This is a genomic window from Actinacidiphila alni, from assembly GCF_900112845.1.
Taxonomy (GTDB): Bacteria; Actinomycetota; Actinomycetes; order Streptomycetales; family Streptomycetaceae; genus Actinacidiphila; species Actinacidiphila alni.
In genome coordinates, this window is record NZ_FONG01000013.1 from 84,818 (window position 1) to 100,996 (window position 16,179).

At 74.2% G+C, this 16,179-nt stretch carries 17 protein-coding genes; 5 read left to right on the forward strand and 12 right to left on the reverse strand.

Annotation, left to right across the window (positions count from 1 at the left end; translation table 11 throughout):
• Nucleotides 1–3 precede the first annotated feature (3 nt).
• The 3 genes from BM076_RS21760 to BM076_RS21770 all read left to right on the forward strand — a co-directional run bounded on the left by BM076_RS21760 (nucleotide 4) and on the right by BM076_RS21770 (nucleotide 2,430).
• Nucleotides 4–1,248, forward strand: a complete 1,245-nt coding sequence (locus tag BM076_RS21760) for a cation:proton antiporter (protein WP_245796206.1) — start codon at nucleotides 4–6, stop codon at nucleotides 1,246–1,248.
• 87 nt (nucleotides 1,249–1,335) lie between these two features.
• The gene (locus BM076_RS21765; protein WP_093715335.1) at nucleotides 1,336–1,983 is read left to right on the forward strand and encodes a TetR/AcrR family transcriptional regulator; all 648 of its coding nucleotides are present in this window, start codon (nucleotides 1,336–1,338) and stop codon (nucleotides 1,981–1,983) included.
• 231 nt (nucleotides 1,984–2,214) lie between these two features.
• Nucleotides 2,215–2,430 (forward strand): hypothetical protein, encoded by a 216-nt coding sequence (locus BM076_RS21770; RefSeq protein WP_093715336.1) that lies wholly within the window; start codon nucleotides 2,215–2,217, stop codon nucleotides 2,428–2,430.
• Here BM076_RS21770 and BM076_RS21775 read toward each other — a convergent pair.
• The 3 genes from BM076_RS21775 to BM076_RS21785 are packed head-to-tail and all read right to left on the reverse strand — an operon-like array spanning nucleotide 2,410 to nucleotide 4,845.
• Nucleotides 2,410–2,907, reverse strand: a complete 498-nt coding sequence (locus tag BM076_RS21775; protein WP_093715337.1) for a MarR family winged helix-turn-helix transcriptional regulator — start codon at nucleotides 2,905–2,907, stop codon at nucleotides 2,410–2,412. The genes BM076_RS21770 and BM076_RS21775 overlap by 21 nt on opposite strands.
• 10 nt (nucleotides 2,908–2,917) lie before the next feature.
• On the reverse strand, nucleotides 2,918–3,559 hold the full coding sequence (locus BM076_RS36735; protein ID WP_218160104.1) for a hypothetical protein: 642 nt from the start codon (nucleotides 3,557–3,559) through the stop codon (nucleotides 2,918–2,920).
• The gene (locus tag BM076_RS21785; RefSeq protein WP_093715338.1) at nucleotides 3,556–4,845 is read right to left on the reverse strand and encodes a molybdopterin-dependent oxidoreductase; all 1,290 of its coding nucleotides are present in this window, start codon (nucleotides 4,843–4,845) and stop codon (nucleotides 3,556–3,558) included. Before BM076_RS21785 ends, BM076_RS36735 begins: the two co-directional genes overlap by 4 nt.
• Nucleotides 4,846–4,959: 114 nt before the next feature.
• Here BM076_RS21785 and BM076_RS21790 point away from each other — a divergent pair, with 114 nt between their 5' ends.
• The gene (locus BM076_RS21790; RefSeq protein ID WP_407640689.1) at nucleotides 4,960–6,402 is read left to right on the forward strand and encodes a hypothetical protein; all 1,443 of its coding nucleotides are present in this window, start codon (nucleotides 4,960–4,962) and stop codon (nucleotides 6,400–6,402) included.
• Nucleotides 6,403–6,571: 169 nt separating this feature from the next.
• On the opposite strand, the gene BM076_RS21795 is transcribed toward BM076_RS21790, so the two are convergent.
• From BM076_RS21795 to BM076_RS21805, 3 genes are all read right to left on the reverse strand, one after another.
• Entirely contained in the window at nucleotides 6,572–7,243 is a 672-nt protein-coding gene (locus BM076_RS21795; RefSeq protein WP_093715339.1) for a hypothetical protein, read from the reverse strand.
• A 138-nt stretch (nucleotides 7,244–7,381) separates the two neighbouring features.
• A complete protein-coding gene (locus BM076_RS21800; protein ID WP_093715340.1) occupies nucleotides 7,382–7,990 on the reverse strand; it encodes a superoxide dismutase in 609 nt (202 codons plus the stop codon).
• A gap of 211 nt (nucleotides 7,991–8,201) precedes the next feature.
• Entirely contained in the window at nucleotides 8,202–8,879 is a 678-nt protein-coding gene (locus BM076_RS21805; RefSeq protein ID WP_245796207.1) for a GNAT family N-acetyltransferase, read from the reverse strand.
• 191 nt (nucleotides 8,880–9,070) lie between these two features.
• Here BM076_RS21805 and BM076_RS21810 point away from each other — a divergent pair, with 191 nt between their 5' ends.
• On the forward strand, nucleotides 9,071–9,913 hold the full coding sequence (locus BM076_RS21810; protein WP_093715341.1) for an NAD(P)-dependent oxidoreductase: 843 nt from the start codon (nucleotides 9,071–9,073) through the stop codon (nucleotides 9,911–9,913).
• 8 nt (nucleotides 9,914–9,921) lie between these two features.
• Here BM076_RS21810 and pcaDC read toward each other — a convergent pair whose 3' ends face one another.
• The 6 genes from pcaDC to BM076_RS21840 form a co-directional block, all read right to left on the reverse strand.
• Nucleotides 9,922–11,454, reverse strand: coding sequence for a bifunctional 3-oxoadipate enol-lactonase/4-carboxymuconolactone decarboxylase PcaDC (gene pcaDC / locus BM076_RS21815; protein WP_093715342.1), 1,533 nt, complete (start codon nucleotides 11,452–11,454; stop codon nucleotides 9,922–9,924).
• Between the two features lie 246 nt (nucleotides 11,455–11,700).
• A complete protein-coding gene (pcaB, locus tag BM076_RS21820; protein WP_093715343.1) occupies nucleotides 11,701–13,116 on the reverse strand; it encodes a 3-carboxy-cis,cis-muconate cycloisomerase in 1,416 nt (471 codons plus the stop codon).
• A 72-nt stretch (nucleotides 13,117–13,188) separates the two neighbouring features.
• Nucleotides 13,189–13,824: a protocatechuate 3,4-dioxygenase subunit alpha gene (gene pcaG / locus BM076_RS21825; RefSeq protein ID WP_093715344.1), complete on the reverse strand. Its 636-nt coding sequence runs from the start codon at nucleotides 13,822–13,824 to the stop codon at nucleotides 13,189–13,191.
• A complete protein-coding gene (gene pcaH, locus BM076_RS21830) occupies nucleotides 13,824–14,693 on the reverse strand; it encodes a protocatechuate 3,4-dioxygenase subunit beta (protein WP_093715345.1) in 870 nt (289 codons plus the stop codon). The genes pcaG and pcaH overlap by 1 nt, the downstream gene beginning before the upstream one ends.
• Nucleotides 14,690–15,370 (reverse strand): CoA transferase subunit B, encoded by a 681-nt coding sequence (locus BM076_RS21835; protein ID WP_093715346.1) that lies wholly within the window; start codon nucleotides 15,368–15,370, stop codon nucleotides 14,690–14,692. Before BM076_RS21835 ends, pcaH begins: the two co-directional genes overlap by 4 nt.
• On the reverse strand, nucleotides 15,370–16,167 hold the full coding sequence (locus BM076_RS21840) for a CoA transferase subunit A (RefSeq protein WP_093715347.1): 798 nt from the start codon (nucleotides 16,165–16,167) through the stop codon (nucleotides 15,370–15,372). Before BM076_RS21840 ends, BM076_RS21835 begins: the two co-directional genes overlap by 1 nt.
• Nucleotides 16,168–16,179 lie beyond the last annotated feature (12 nt).

Below are 16,179 nucleotides of genomic sequence, written 5' to 3' on the forward strand. Positions count from 1 at the left end.
CCTGTGCACAATGCTTCCGACATGCTCATCGAGCTGGGGGCGATCATCCTCGCCCTGGGCATCCTCGGCCGTCTCGCGGGCCGTATCGGCTTCTCGCCGATCCCGCTCTATCTGCTCGCCGGCCTCGCCTTCGGCAAAGGCGGCCTGATCCCGCTGCACGCCAGCGAGGAATTCGTGGCGACCGGCGCCGAGATCGGCGTCGTCCTGCTGCTGCTCCTGCTCGGCCTGGAATACAGCGCCTCGGAACTCGTCTCCAATCTCAAGACGCAATATCCCTCCGGCGCCGTCGACTTCGCACTCAACGCACTGCCCGGCGCCGCCGCGGCCTTCCTGCTCGGCTGGGGACCGGTCGCGGCCGTCGCCCTCGCCGGTGTCACCTGGATCTCCTCCTCCGGGGTGATCGCCAAGGTCCTCGGCGACCTGGGCCGGCTCGGCAACCGCGAGACCCCGCTCATCCTCGGCGTCCTGGTCCTCGAAGACCTCTCCATGGCCGTCTACCTGCCGATCCTCAGCGCCCTGCTCGCGGGCGTCAGCCTGGCCGGCGGGACCCTGACCCTGCTCATCTCGCTCGGCACCGTCGGCATCGTCCTGTACGTCGCGCTGCGCCACGGCCGCCTGATCAGCCGCGCGGTCTCCTCCGACAATGCCGAGATGCTGCTGCTCGTCGTGCTCGGCCTGACCCTGCTGGTGGCCGGTGTCGCGCAGGAACTCCAGGTCTCCGCGGCCGTCGGCGCCTTCCTGGTCGGCATCGCGCTGTCCGGCGAGGTCGCCGAGGGCGCCCGCAGCCTGCTCACCCCGCTGCGTGACCTGTTCGCGGCCGTCTTCTTCGTCTTCTTCGGGCTGAGCACCATTCCTGCCGACATCCCGCCGGTGCTCGTGCCCGCGCTGATCCTGGCCGTGGTCACGACCTTCACCAAGATCGCCACCGGCTGGTACGCGGCCCGCAGGGCCGGCATCAGGTCCGCGGGACGGTGGCGCGCGGGCGGCACCCTCGTCGCCCGCGGCGAATTCTCCATCGTCATCGCCGGGCTCGCCGTCGGCACCGAATCGCGGATCGGCCCGCTGGCCACCGCGTATGTGCTGATCCTGGTGATCCTCGGCCCGCCCGCCGCCCGCTGGACCGAACCCATCGCCCGCCGCTTCCCGCGCAGAAACCGTCCACCCGCCGCCGTCGCCCCGGCTCCCGCGCAGGCCGCCCCCGTGGCGGAGACCGTCGACACCGCGGACGCGGCGCCCAGCACTCCCTGACCGCCGCGCCCGCACCCGAACCTATAGGCTGTAGGTACGGGCCTCCAGGTACGGCCCCGGGGACGGCGGAAGGTGCGGGACGTACGGATGGCGCGCGCGGGACTCACACCACGGAAGCTGGCCGAGGCCGGCGCCGAACTGGCCGACGAGGCCGGGTTCGACAGCGTCACGATGAGCGAACTGGCGCGCCGCGCCGGGGTGAAGACCGCCAGCCTGTACGCGCACATCGCCAACTCCGAGGAACTGAAGGTCCGGATCGCGGTCCTCGCGCTCGACGAACTCGCCGACCGCGGCGAGGCCGCGATCGCGGGCCGCTCCGGACGGGCCGCGCTCGCCGCGCTCGGCGACGTCTACCGCGACTACGCCACCGAGCACCCCGGCCGCTATGCCGCCACCCGGCAGCCGCTCGGCACGACCGGCGGCGCCGATGCCGGGGTGCTCGCGGACGCGGTGCGCGCGGGCACCCGGCACGCCCGGATGACCCGCGCGATCCTGCGCGGCTACGACGTCGCCGAGACCGAGCAGACCCATGCCGTACGGCTGCTCGGCAGCGTCTTCCACGGTTTCGTCAGCCTCGAACTGGGCGGCGCGTTCAGCCGCAGCGAGCCGGCGCCGGCCGAGAGCTGGGACCGGGCCCTCACCGTCCTCGACCATCTGCTCGCCCACTGGGCGGCGGCCACGGGCACGGCCACAGCCACCGCCACGGACACGCCTGCGGTCACGGACCGACGTTGACGTAGGTCACCTTCACCACCGATGACCGGGCGGTGGCGCTGGTCGGCGTCGGAAGGGGCCGGGCCGACGCCGAACGGGGCCGCGGACGACGGAGGTTCATGTGCCGTACGCCGGATCGTTGGCTTGGGCAAAGTTTGCACAGGGCGCGTAGTTGGGCAGATTCCTGTCCGTGCGGAACGACGCTCTCCGGGCCCGTCGGGGAGTGGCCGATGCGAGACGGAGGAGACCCGGATGACTGCGCCGACCGCGGTGGACGACACCGCCTCGTACCGGCCCGTTCCGCTGCGCACCCTGCTCGCGCTCGCCGGGCTGCGCCGCTCGGTCTCCGACCTCGGGGCCGGGCCGCAGGTGATGTCGTCGGCCCATACGGCCCAGCTCGACTCCGTGCTGGCCGCGCTCCGCCTGGTGCCGCGCGCGGCCGGCGGATCACCAGCCGAGGTCGAGTGACCCGGCCGGCCGTACGGAGGGCTCCGCGCCCGCCTCGGTGAACGCCTGCAACGCGTCGATGAGGTCGTGCCGCTGGCGTACGGGCATGGCCGCCACGATGCGGGCGATCTCCGTACGGCGCCGCTCGGTGGCGCGGGTCACCGTGCGGGTGCCCTTGCCGGTCAGCGAGATCAGCGTCATGCGCCGGTCCGTCGGCGACATCGCGCGCGTCACCATCTCCGCGGCGATCAGCCGGTCGAGCATCCGCATCGCGGTGGACGGCTGCACGTCCAGCTCGGCGGCCAGCAGCGACAGGCTCAGCGTGCCGCGGACATGCAGTGCCACCAGCATGCGGAACTGCGGCAGCGTCAGGGTCTCCTCGACGGCCGCGAGCGAGCGCGCGGACACGGCGAAGAGCAGTCGCGACGCCGTCAGTACGGCGTTGACCATCGCTTCCGCGTCGTGACCGGAGTCCGCGGAGCCGGAGAGGGAGCCCATGGGCTCCTTTCTACAATGCCTCCGGGCGGTCGGGCGAGACGCCCTCCGGCGGGGGAGCGGCATCCCGCCCGCGCCGCGGCCGTACGACGGACCGCAGCGTGAACAGCAGCGCCGACAGCCCGAACAGGACGGCCGTGATCAGCAGCCAGCGGCCGAGGAAGACCGTCGGGTCCAGGCCGGTGGCACCGGCGTACGGCTCGGCGTCCTGGAACACCAGCGGCCAGTACACCAGCAGGAGCAGCAGCGACAGATACGCCGGGACCCGCAGGTGGTTGAGGACCCGGACCGCGGTGTCCCGCTCGGCGCCCGCGGCGCCGTCCTGCCCGGGCCCCGCCACCGGCTGCGGCACCGGCCTGCCGCGCCGCAGCGCCCGGCCGAGCAGCCAGTCGGCGCCCGCGTACAGCGGCACCAGCACCAGGTCGTGGACGAGCGCGCCGAGGACGATCCATTTCGCGACCTCGAACCAGTCGTATTCCAGCAGCCGTTGGGCGGCGTACGCGCACACGGCCAGGCAGCCGAGCAGCGTGAGCAGGTGCCACGGCGATTCGCCGTAGAGCCCGCGGAAGCGTGCGGCGAGGGTACGGCGGCGCCGCCGGACGGGCGGCTCGGCCCCTTCCGGCTCGGCTGCTTCCGGTTTTTCGGAGCCGTTCACGCGTGGCCTCCCGCGGTCGTCGCGCCGAAGGTGAGCCGGCCCACCCACTTGGTGTTGAGCACACCCGGGGCATTGGGCACGATGATGCGCGCCGGATATCCGTGGTCCGGCGTCAGTACCGCGCCGTTGACCCGCAGCGCGAGCAGCGAGCGCGGGTCCCGTACCTGGTTGTCGCGGAGCGCCGCCGCCCGGAAGGCGCCGCCGCGCTGGATCGACTCCACGAACACCCCCGGCGGGTCGGTGTCGTAGCCGACGAGGCCGGCGAGATCGGCCAGCCGCACACCCTCCCAGTGCTGGTTCTCCGTCGACCAGCCCTCCACGCAGGCGATCGGCAGTCCCGCGCCGTGCTGGGGCAGCCGCCGCAACTGGTCGAGGGAGAGCGTCACGCGCGCTCCGTCCCTGCCGCCGACCACGAGCTGCCAGCTGTCGTCGACATCGCGGGCGCGGATCCGGGCGTAGCCGGCCGTCTTGTTGACCGGGAAGCCGCCGGGACCGCCGCCAGGGCTGCGGCCGTGCGGCGCGAGCAGTGCCGTACGGCGCAACGGGCCGCCCAGGCTCTGCCCGGCCGTCACCACGAACAGCGCGAGCGACCCGAGCCCGACCATGCCGAGGGCGCCGCGTCGGGACATCGTCGGCGCCGCCGGGTGGGTGGACACCAGCCCGCTGTCGTCCGGCGGTTCCGGGCGGGTGCCGGTGCGCGAGGTCCGCAGCTCCGCCCACACATTCCGGCCGCGCAGTGCCCGCCAGGTCCGCCCGAGCCGCAGTGCCACATGGGCGGTCACCGCCCCGAAGAACACCCAGGCACCGTAGAAATGCAGCGGATAGAAGGAGCCGGGGAAAATGTAGTCGAGCTGGACATTGAGAATTCCGGTGAGGAATTCGAAGATTCCGCCGCCGACGAGCAGCAGCAGCGACAGCCGGTCCAGCGCGTGCCCGACGGACCGGACCGGCGGCAGGGTGAAGAGCTTCGGCACGACCGACCACAGCTTGGCCAGCAGCACAGGGACGAGCACGATGCCGAGCGTCACGTGCACGCCCTGATTCACCCGGTACAGCCAGTACGGACGGGTCGGCCAGGAGAAGAGGTAGAAGCCCAGCAGGCCCTTGTCCGGCGTCTTGTCGTTGACCGGCGACAGATCGGGGTTGTACGCGGCGTACGACAGCAGCCCGGTCAGGAAAAGCACCGGAATACCGATGAGCAGCACCAGACCGAATACCGACGTCAGCCACGGGCCGCGCAGCGGACTGCGCCACGGGCCGGACGGAAGGCGGGCGGAGATCTTCATGCCCTGGACACTAGGACGCGGCTCCCCGTATTCGGCCGCCGCGACATATGACGGAATTCTGACGTCCGCGCGCGCCCGGCGGGCGGCGGCCCGAGGTGTTCCTAGGCTGCGAAGGTGATTCCCGTACGGCACCGCCCGCCCGCGCTCCCCGGCCCGCCCGCGTCCACCGACCCCGGAGCCCCGTCCGTCGGACGGCGCCGGGATCTGCTCACCGCGGGCGCCGCACTGCTGCTCTTCGCGGCCGCCGCGGTCGTCGGCGGTCTGCTCGGCCACGGCCGCGTCCTCGTGTCGTGGCCGCCGCTGACCGCGACCTGGGAGCCGCATGCCGGCCCCGGCACACCGGCGGCCGTCGCGGTCGCCGTCCTGGTCGTCGGCTACGGGGCCGCCGTGGCCCGGCGGCTGCCGTGGGGGTGGCTCACATGGTCCGCCTGGGCGACCGCGGCGGCCTGGACGTGGTCGCTCGCGCTGATCGACGGCTGGCGGCGCGGTGTCGCGGGACGGCTGACGGAACCGGGCGAATATCTGCGCGGCATCGGCCACTTCCACGACGCCGGCAGCGCCCTGCGCGGCTTCACCGGACACATCCTCGCCGGGACACCGCAGTCCTGGGAGACCCATGTCATCGGCCATCCGCCGCTGGCGGTGCTGACCTTCGTCGGCCTCGACCGCGTCGGCCTCGGCGGCGGTGCCTGGGCGGGCGCCTTCTGCATCACGGTGGGCAGCGCCGTCGTTCCCGCCGTCCTCGTCACGCTCCGCGCCCTGGGCGGCGGGGACGCGGGGGAGCGTACGGCCCGTACGGCCGCGCCTTTCCTCGTCCTCACCCCGGGTGCGATCTGGGTCGGGGCGTCCGCGGACGGGTATTTCGCGGCCGTCGCCGCCTGGGCGCTGGCGCTGCTCGCGGTCGCCGCCACCGCGTCGTCCGCCGGCCGGGCGGCCACCGCCGGTCTCGGCAGCGGGCTGCTGTTCGGCGCCGCGCTCTATCTCTCCTACGGTCTCGTCCTGCTGGTGATCCCGGCGCTCGCCGTGCTGCTCTGCGCGGCCGCGACCCGCGACCGCGGGTCCCCCGGAGGGCTGCCAATCGCGGTCGCCGCCGCCCTTTCCGGTGTCGGGTGCGCCGTGCTGAGCTTCACGCTCGCCGGTTTCGACTGGTGGGAGGGGTACCGGCTGCTCAGGGTCCGCTACTACCAGGGGTGGGGCGGCATCCGGCCGTACGCGTACTGGGTGTGGGGCAATGCCGGCGCCACCGTCGCCGCGATCGGACTGGCCTGCGCGGCCGGACTGCGGCGCGCCGTGCTCGGCGCCCCCGGTGCCGTGCGGCGCCGACGCGCGGGACACGTCCCGGTGGAGACGCTGCTGCCGTGCGCCATGCTCCTCGCGCTGCTCGCCGCCGACCTGTCCGGCATGAGCAAGGCGGAGACCGAGCGGATCTGGCTGCCCTTCACGCTCTGGCTGCCGATGACGGCCGCCCTGCTCCCGGCCCGGGACCGCCGCGGCTGGCTGATCGCCCAGGCGACGGTGGCGCTGCTCCTCAACCACCTGCTGCTGACGGTGTGGTGAGGTGGTCTCGGCAAGGACGTCGTCGGGTCAGAGCGGCTCGGCGTACCGGCGGCCCGCGAAGTGCCGGGTCACCGGCTCGACGTCCGCCGGATCGCGCAATCGCCGCAGTTCGACCAGGGCGTACGTCTCGTGGCCGTCGACCACATCCGTGCGGGGGAGCGGGAAGGACTCACCCGGGACCGGCCAGACCAGCAGCCACGGGCGCCCGCCCGTGCCGGACGGGCGCCACCGTCCGGCGCGGGGCGAACGTACGGCCCGCCACGGCGGGCCCCGCGTCGACGGGCGCGAACGGCCCGGTGGCGTCCGAGACCGGGCCGAAGCCCGGCACGAGCGGGCCGGGCGCGCCGGACGCCGCGGCCGGGCGGTACTGCCGGGGCGCGCCCTCGAAACGCGGGCCCGCGTACCGCTTCAGCGCGTCGATCAGGGCGCCGAGGCCCTGGTCGACCTCGGCGCCGTCGATCAGCAGATACGCCGTACGGCCGGCCACGTACCTCCTTGGCGTGCCGGTGAGGACGACGCCGGCGGCCGGATAGACGACGAGTTCGGGCGCCGGGGGAGTGGAGTCGGCGTCGGAGGGGCCGTAGCGCAGCCCGACCCCCTCGATCTGCCCCCAGTCGAGCCGGGTGTCGTGCAGCGTGACGCCGTACTCGTCGATCCGCAGCCGGAACGGCAGCCGCGCCTTGCGCAGCGTCCTGAACCCGGCGAGAACGGCGAGCGCGGCCATGCCGAGACAGATGAAGGCGGTCTGCCGCGACTCGCCGCGCGTCAGGACCGCCCACACGACCGCGCCGGCCGCCGTCAGGATGCCGCCCGCGACCCAGCGTCTGCCGCTCCCGCGCAAGCGTCCGCTTCTGCTGAACTCCACTGCCCCGCCCCCCGCCCCGCCCCGCCCCCGAGCATGCCGGGCTCCGGAGAACGCGGGACGCACGAGGGAGGACGACACGGTGGCGCGGCCCGGTTCCGGTCCGCGCGGCGTGCGTCAGACGCCGGCGGCCTCGGCGTAACGGGCGCTGACGTCCGTCCAGTTGACGAGGTCCCAGAGCTTGGTGACGTAGTCGGGCCGGACGTTCTTGTACTGGAGGTAGTAGGCGTGCTCCCAGGCGTCGAAGACCAGCAGCGGGGTGGCGCCGTGGCCGACGTTGCCGTGGTGGTCGTAGACCTGCTCGACGATCAGCCGCTTGCCAAGCGGCTCCCAGGCGAGCACGCCCCAGCCCGAACCCTGCACGCTCGCCGTGGCGGTGGTGAGCTGCTTCTTGAACGCCTCGAATCCGCCGAGGTGTTCGTCGATCGCGGTGGCCGGCGCGCCGTCGGGGCGGTCGCCGCCGTCCGGCGAGAGGTTCTGCCAGAAGATCGAGTGCAGGACGTGCCCGGACAGGTTGAAGGCGAAGGTCTTCTCCAGGCCCACGAGCCGGGCCGGGGCGAGCTGGTCCTTCTCGCGGGCCTCGGCGATCTGCTCCAGCGTGTCGTTGGCGCCCTTGACGTAGGCGGCGTGGTGCTTGGCGTGGTGCAGTTCCAGGATCTCGCCGGTGATGGCCGGTTCCAGCGCGGAGTAGTCGTACGGCATGTCAGGAAGCGCGTAGGTGCCCATCAGGCACGGCCCCTTTCGACAGAGTGAGTATGCGTGCCGCGGCCCACCCTATGCCGTTATTGCGAGATAGTTGCAATAGCAAGGTGAGTGCAGCAGCATGTGTCGGGCGGGGCCGGCCCGACAGCCTCACGGGAGAGTCGCTTCCTCGACGCTGATCGTCTTTCCAGCCGGCGCCCGCCGGAGCGCCGGCCCCGCACCCTCCGCTCCGCCGCTACCGGGCGGCCTCCTGCTCCGCCGCCCCGTCGGCGGGTGCCGCGTCGGCTCCGTCCCCGTCCCTGTCCGCCAGGTCCGCCGGATCGCGCAGGCCGACGCAGTCCATCGCCCAGAAGGGGTCGGAGTAGACCAGCGTCCCGGTCATCCACGGCTCGTACGCCGACAGCGGCGCGACCTGGAAGGCGGGCGCCGGGATGCGCAGCGACGGCGCGCGGAAACCGAATTCGTCGGCGCGCTTGAAGCCGCGCTTGCTGTAGTAGTCGGGCGAGCCCTCCAGGAACAGCAGCGGGGCGCCGCTCTCGTCGGCCTCCGCGAGCGCCCGCGACACCAGCCGGGTTCCGATGCCGAGGTGCTGGAACTCAGGGAGCACGCCCAGCGGCGACAGGACCAGCACGTCCACGATCCGGCGCGGCGCGTCCAGCCGGCTCGCGCTGAGCAGGACGTGCCCGACCACCTCGCCGTCCGCGACGGCGACCAGCGACAGCGGTTCCAGCGGCGCGGGCGCGGAGCGCAGGACGTCTGTCAGGTCGGCGACCCGCGGCTCGGCGGCGAAGGCCGCCGTGTGCACGCGGCGCACGGTGGGCAGGTCGTCCTCGCGCTCCCGGCGGATCACCACCTCGGGGCCGCCGCGGCGCGCGCTCGTACGGGACATTTCGGTTGCGTGATCACCGGTCATGGCGGTGAGGGTAGACGGCGGTCACGGCTCTCGCCAGGAATTGGGAACCGCCCGGTCCGAGCTGCGACCTGACCGTGTCCGGACCGCGTCCTGGCCGCGTCCGATCGCGTTCCGGTGTCGCCGGACCCGGCTCCGGGTACTCTTTCTGTTAATGGTATGACCCTTTGGTCGAGCTGGGGAAAGAGGGAACGATGACGCGTCCCGAGGCGCACCCGGAATCCGTCGGCCTGATCGGCCTCGGCGCGATGGGCCGGCCGGTCGCCGGTTTCCTCGCCCGCGCCGGTCTGCCCACGTACTGCTACGACGAGGACCGCGCCGTCCTGGACGACGCGGCCGACGACGGCGCACGGCCGGCCGCGTCGGTGCCCGAACTCGCCGCGGCGAGCGGCGTGATCCTCGTGATGGTCCCCTCCGACCAGGACGTCCTGGACGTCTGCTCACCCGCCACGGGTGTGCTCTCGGCTGCGCGCCCCGGCAGCGTCCTGCTGATCTGCTCCTCCGTCACACCGGACACCTGCCGCGCGGTCGCGCGGCAGGCGGCCCCGCGCGGCGTACGCGTCCTCGACGCGGCCCTGACCGGCGGCGTACGCGCGGCCGAGGCCGGTGAGATCAATCTCCTGGTCGGCGGTGACGAGCCGACCCTCGACCGGATCCGTCCCCAGCTCGCCCCCTGGACCAGGACCGTGCACCACCTCGGACCGCTCGGCTCCGGCCAGATCGGCAAGACCGTCAACAACCTCTGCCACTGGGGCCAGCTCTCCGCGATCGTCGAGGCGCTCCGGCTCGGCCGTGCGCTGGGCGTCGCGCCCGCCAAGCTGCGCGCCGCGCTCCTCGACGGACCCGCCGCCAGCCGCACCATCGCCGAGATGGAGCAGATGCGGCTCACCTGGCACCGCAAGGACCTCGCCAACGCCCTGCTGATGGCCGCGGACGCGGGGCAGGAACTGCCGGTCGCCGCCGTCGTCCGCGAGGCGATGGAACACATCACCGTCGCCGACATCGCCGGCCTGTACGCGCAGGAGCCGCCCGGCTGAGCGCCGGATCACCTCGGGCCGTCGAGGCCGAGCTCCGTCAGGACCCGGTCGGCGACCGCGAACGCCGAGTTGGCGGCCGGGACGCCGCAGTAGACGGCCGACTGGAGGACGACCTCGCCGATCTCCTCGGGCGTCAGGCCGTTGCGGACCGCCGCCCTGACGTGCATGGCGAATTCGTCGAGGTGGCCGCCCGCGATCAGGGCGGTCAGCGTCATCGCGCTGCGGGTACGGCGGTCGAGGACGTCACGGGTCCAGATCTCGCCCCAGGCGTAGCGGGTGATGAAGTCCTGGAAGGGCGCGGTGAATTCGGTCGTACGGGCGACGGCACGGTCGACGTGCGCGTCACCGAGCACGGTCCTGCGGACGGCGGTCCCGGCCGCACGCCTGGCCTCATCGGTGCCGGCCTCGGCGCGGGATTTCCGGGCGGGGTCGGTGCTTCGGCCGTCGGCCGCGGCAGGGCCGTCGGCGGAGCTTGGGCCGGTGCCGGTGCCGGTGGCCGGGGCTACGCGGGTGCCGCCGCGAATGGCGGTGGCTATGTCCGGGGTGGCGGTCGTGCGCGATTCCGTGGCTGCGCCGGTGTCGATGACTGGGCCCGCGCCGGCGCGAGTGGCGGGGGCGGGACCTGTGCCTGTGGCGGTGGCTGTGTCCGGGGTGGCGGTCGTGCGCGGTTCCGCGGGTGCACCGGTGTCAATGGCTGGGCCCGCGCCGGTGCGAAAGCGGGTGGCTGCGCCATTGCCGGTGGCCGGGGCGGCGGTCGTGGTGTCAAGGAGCGGGGCGAAGTGGGTGCGGAGGGCTGCGGAGACGGCGTCCGGGCGTTCGAGGGTGGCGAGATGGGCCGCGCGGGGGAGTTCGACCAGGTGCGCGTCCGCGATCGCGTCGGCCAGCGGCCGGGCGTGCGCGGCCGGGGGCGTGGACAGGTCGTCGCGGCCCGCCACCACCAGGGTCGGCGCGCTGATCCGGTGCAGGTCGGCCCGTAGATCGGTCCCGGCCAGCACCTCGCAGCAGCGGGCGTACGCCTCCGGATCGGCGCCGCGCTGGTCGGCCACCAGCCGTGCCAGCGCGGCCGGCGCCGCCACGGCGAAAGCGGGCGTGACCCACCGCGAGGGCGCGCTGTCCGCGAGGGCGCCCGTACCGTGCGCCCGCGTCGTGGCGGCCCGCTCCCGCCACCCCTCCGGCGGCCCGAACCGCGCCGAACTGCACACCAGCGCGAGCGCGGTCACCCGCGCCGGCCGATGCGCGGCCAGCCACGTACCGACCGCCCCGCCGAGTGAGACCCCCGCGTACGCGAACGTCCCGGCCCCCACCGCGTCCGCCACCTCCAGCACCCGCCGGGCGAGGTCACCCAGGCCGCCACCGGCCGGCAGCGCGTCGGCCGCCGAACCGCCGTGGCCCGGCAGATCCCACCGCACCACCCTGAAGTGCTGTTCCAGGAGGGCGACTTGGGCGTCCCACACGGCGAGCGACGTGCCGAGCGACGGCCCGAGCAGCAGGACCGGACCGCCTTCCGGGCCGTCGACGCGGTGGTGGAGCAGATCGGTCATGGCGTGCACCTCGCAATGGTGAGGACGTCGCGGCGGGAACGAGCGCCGGGGCGGGTGTACGAGAGGGGGCGGTTGATCACGGTGGCACCGCTCGCGCGGACGCGTCGGCGCTGCCGGGTCCGATGCGGCTCTGGGGGCGGAGTGCCGGTGCGGGTGGCGACGGCCGTGCCCGTACGCAGGCGGAGGCGCTGACCCGCCGGCCCGGAGCGGGCGGACGCGCGGGCTTCTCCGCCTGCCTGGCCATGGTCATGGGCGCGGCTCGTCCGGCAGCGGCTCGCGCCGCAGGGCGCGGTCGGTGAGGGCGGCGGCCGAGCCCGTGGCGGTGGCCGGGTCGGTGAGGGCGCGCAGGTCGGGGGCGGACAGCGCCGGGCCGAGCAGGGGGTCGGCGGCGACGGCCGCCGCCAGGTCGGCGTACGGGTCGGGGACCTGCCGGGACAGCTCGGCCAGCCGGGCCTTCGCGGCGTCGCGGCCGACGAGAGGGGCCAGATGGGCGGCGAGGCGTTCGGTGAGCAGAAGGCCGCCGGTCAGGCCGAGGTTGGCGCGCATGCGCCGCGGCGAGACGACAAGTCCCGGACAGAGGGCGGCCGTTGCCTCGGCCGCGCCGCCGGTGAGGCGCAGTGCCTCCCGAAGTGGCTGCCACTCGGCGTGCCAGGCCCCGGCCGGGCGTTCGTCCTCCGCCGCGAGGCACCCGTACAACACCGCCGCGAGAGCGGGCACTTGGCGCGCCGCGGACGCGATCAGGGTCGCGCGCACTGGATTGCGCTTGTGCGGCATGGCCGACGACCCGCCGCCACCTCCCTCGCCGACCTCACCCGTCTCGGTGCGGCCCAGCAGAAGGACGTCCGCGGCGAGTTTGCCGAGCGCGCCCGCGCAGAAGGCGAGGGCGCCACCGAGGTCCGCGACCGGAGTGCGCAGCGCATGCCAGGGCACCTCGGGTTCGGCGAGTCCGACCTCGTCGGCGAAGGCGCCCAGCAGGGCGATGCCGGGGTCCGCCGTGGCCGCGGGTTCGACGAAAGCGGCCAGCGTGCCCGCGGCGCCGCCCAACTGCGCGGGCAACGATCGGCGGACCCGGACGAGACGGTCGTGCGCGTCCAGGACGAGGGCCCGCCAGCCCGCCGCCTTCAGGCCGAAGGTGGTCGGCACGGCGTGCTGGGTGAGGGTGCGGCCGGGCATCGGCGTCTCGCGGTGGAAGGCGGCGAGCGCGCCGAGCGTGACGGCGGCCCGCCGCAGATCCGCCGTGATGACGCCCAGCGTCCGGGCCGCGACCAGCATCAAGGCCGTGTCCATGATGTCCTGGCTGGTGGCGCCCCTATGCACGAACTCGACATGTTCGGGCGCGTGTTGGGCCACCGCCCGGGCGAGGTCGCCGACCAGCGGGATCACCGGATTGCCGCCCGCCCCGGCCCGCAGCGCGAGCGACCGCGCGTCGAAGTTCCCGGCGCGGGCCGCGGCCGTGACCGCGGCGCCCGCACCCGCGGGCGCCGCGCCGATCCGCGCCTGGGCCCGGGTCAGCGCCGCCTCCGCGTCGAGCAGCGCCTGGAGGACGGCCCGGTCACCGGTGGCGGCCTCGGCCGCCGTGCCCGCCGCTACGGGCGACAGCAGACCGTCGTCGCGACCGTCCGCCGCGCCGCCCCCGTCACCGGGCGTCGGCTCCGCGAACAAGGTGACCGTCTCCTTCCCGACGGGAGGGGGCCTCGACGCGCGGCGTCGAAGCGCGAAGCACGTCCGGCCGCGTCATCCGGCGGCCGGGCGGGCAGCGAGGAAGTCCAGGAAGACCGTCTCCTTCTCGCCCCGCGGGCCCTCCTGGATCCTGATGTCGAAGCGATACGTACGGCCGTCCGCCACGGCCCGCGCGAGAAGCGTGTCGCGGCGGTCAGCCGGCACGGCCGCGAACACCGCGTCCCCTGCCGCGACTTCGCCTGCCGCGACTTCATCCGACGCGACTTCACCCGCGGGCACGCCCAGATACGCCCGGGTGAAGAGGTGGTGCGTCAGCCCCCGGGCGAAGAGGCACACCGCCAGATACGGCGCGCGAGCGGGCGGCGGCAGCGTACGGATCTCCCAGTGCCCGTCGGCGTCGGTCGCCACCCGGCCGAAGCCGGTGAAGTCGGTGCCGCGCCGTCCGGCGAAGCCGCCGGTCACCGGGTCCCGGCGGAGCGATCCCGGCCGCCCGGCGAGACCGCCGTCCGGCGCCGCCTGCCATGTCTCCAGCAGCGCGTCCGGCAACGGATCGCCGGCGCCGTCCAGGACCCGGCCGTGCAGGGTCACGGCGTCCGGGTGCCCGGCGGGGACGAGATCGCCGCCGCCGGGGAAGGGCAGCGCGTAACCGTAGAAGGGGCCGACCGTCTGGGACGGGGTGGGGAGCGGCATCAGCGGTCCTCCTCCGGATCGGGCAGGGTCGCGGCGGGACCGTCGAGCACGATGTCCCAGCGGTAGCCGAGCGACCACTCGGGCGTGGACAGACCGTGGTCGTAGGTGGCGACCAGCCGTTCCCGCGCGGCCGGATCGGTGACCGACTGGAGGATCGGGTCGTACGGGAAGAGCGGATCGCCGGGGAAGTACATCTGGGTGACCAGCCGCTGGGTGAAGGCGGTGCCGAACAGCGAGAAGTGGATGTGCGCGGGCCGCCACGCGTTCTCGTGGTTGCGCCACGGATACGCGCCCGGCTTCACCGTCGTGAAGCGGTACGCGCCCTGACGGTCCGTCAAACACCGGCCGACGCCGGTGAAATGGGGATCGAGCGGCGCCGGGTGCTGGTCGCGCTGATGGGCGTAGCGGCCGGAGGCGTTGGCCTGCCAGATCTCGACCAGCTGTCCGGCGACGGGCCGCCCGGCGCGGTCCAGGACGCGGCCGGCGACGGTGATCCGCTCACCGAGCGGTTCACCGGTGTGCTGCCGGGTCAGGTCCGCGTCCAGGTCGGTGACATCGGTCCTGCCGAAGACGGGCCCGTACAGCTCGGCGGCCTCCGGGTCCGCAGGCACCCGGACCGGCGGCAGGCGCGGGTGGCGCAGGGCGCTGCTGCGGTAGGGCGCGAAGTCCCGCGGCGGGTGCGGGGACCGCACCGGGTCCCGCCCCGCCGCCTCGTGCGCGGCGGCGATCTCCGCGCTGATCCGCCGCTGGGTCGGCAACGCCGTCGCAGCCGCCTGCTCGTGCGCAGTCGCCTGCTCGTGCGTGGCCGTTGAAGCGGCGGGGCCGTGCGTGGTCGTCGAGGCCGCCGGGTCCGGCGCGGTCGTCGTCATCGGGTCACCCCAGGAGTCGCGTGGGTCCGGCCGCGCGGGCCGGTGGCGGAGATCCGCAGCGGCGCGTCGGTGGCGCGCCGGATTTCGTCCGGTGTCACCCCGGGGGCGGTCTCGACCAGGACGAGGCCGTCAGGCGTCACATCGACCACACCGAGGTCGGTGATCACCCGGTGCACGCAGGCCCGGCCGGTCAGCGGCAGCGTGCACCGCGCGACGAGCTTGGCGGAACCGTCCTTGGCCACGTGGTCCATCAGCGCGATCACCCGGCGGGCGCCGTGCACCAGGTCCATCGCCCCGCCCATCCCCTTGATCATCCGGCCGGGCACCGACCAGTTGGCGAGATCGCCGTCCGCCGACACCTGGAGCGCGCCGAGCACCGCGATGTCCACATGGCCGCCGCGGATCATCCCGAAGGACAGCGCCGAGTCGAAGAAGGCGGCGCCCGGCAGCACCGTGACGGTCTCCTTGCCCGCGTTGATCAGATCGGGGTCCACGGCGTCCTCGGCCGGATACGGCCCGACGCCCAGCAGCCCGTTCTCCGAGTGCACCACCACGTCCACGCCCGGCGGCAGCAGGCCCGGGATCAGCGTCGGCAGCCCGATGCCCAGATTGACGTACGCCCCGTCGGTCAGCTCGGCCGCGGCGCGCGCGGCCATCTGCTCGCGTGACCACGGCATCAGGCCCGCACCTCCCCGGCGGCGGTGGGCGCAGGAATCGGGCCAGGCGTGACGGTCCGCTGCTCCACCGGCTTGTCCGCCGCCTGGGCTGCGGTCAGCGGCACCACCCGCCGGACGAAGATGCCCGGCAGATGAACGGCGTCGGGATCCAGCTCGCCCGGCTCCACCAGCTCCTCCACCTCGGCGATCGTCACCCGCCCGGCCATCGCCGCCAGTGGGTTGAAATTGCGGGCGGCCTTGGCGAACACGAGATTGCCGTGCCGGTCGCCGCGCGCGGCCCTCACCAGCGCGTAGTCGGTGGTGATCGCGTGTTCCAGTACGTGGTCGCGGCCGTCGAAGGCGCGCACGTCCTTGGCGGGCGACGCGACCGCCACCGAACCGTCCGGGGCGTAGCGCCAGGGCAGTCCGCCGTCGGCGACCTGGGTGCCGACCCCGGCGGGCGTGTAGAACGCCGGGATGCCGCAGCCGCCCGCCCGCAGCCGCTCGGCGAGCGTGCCCTGCGGGATCAGCTCGACCTCCAGCTCCCCGGCCAGATACTGCCGGGCGAATTCCTTGTTCCGGCCGACATAGGAACCGGTGACCCGGGCGATCCGGCCGGCCGCGAGCAGCACCCCGAGACCGGCGCCGTCCGCACCGCAGTTGTTGGACACCACCTTCAATTCCCGTGCCCCCAGGGCGTGCACGGCGGCGATGAGCACGCTCGGCACCCCGCTGACGCCGAAGCCGCCGACGGCGAGCGACGCGCCGTCCGGCATGTCGGCCACCGCCGCCGCGGCGGTCGGGACGACCTTGTCCATCGCTGACCTCCC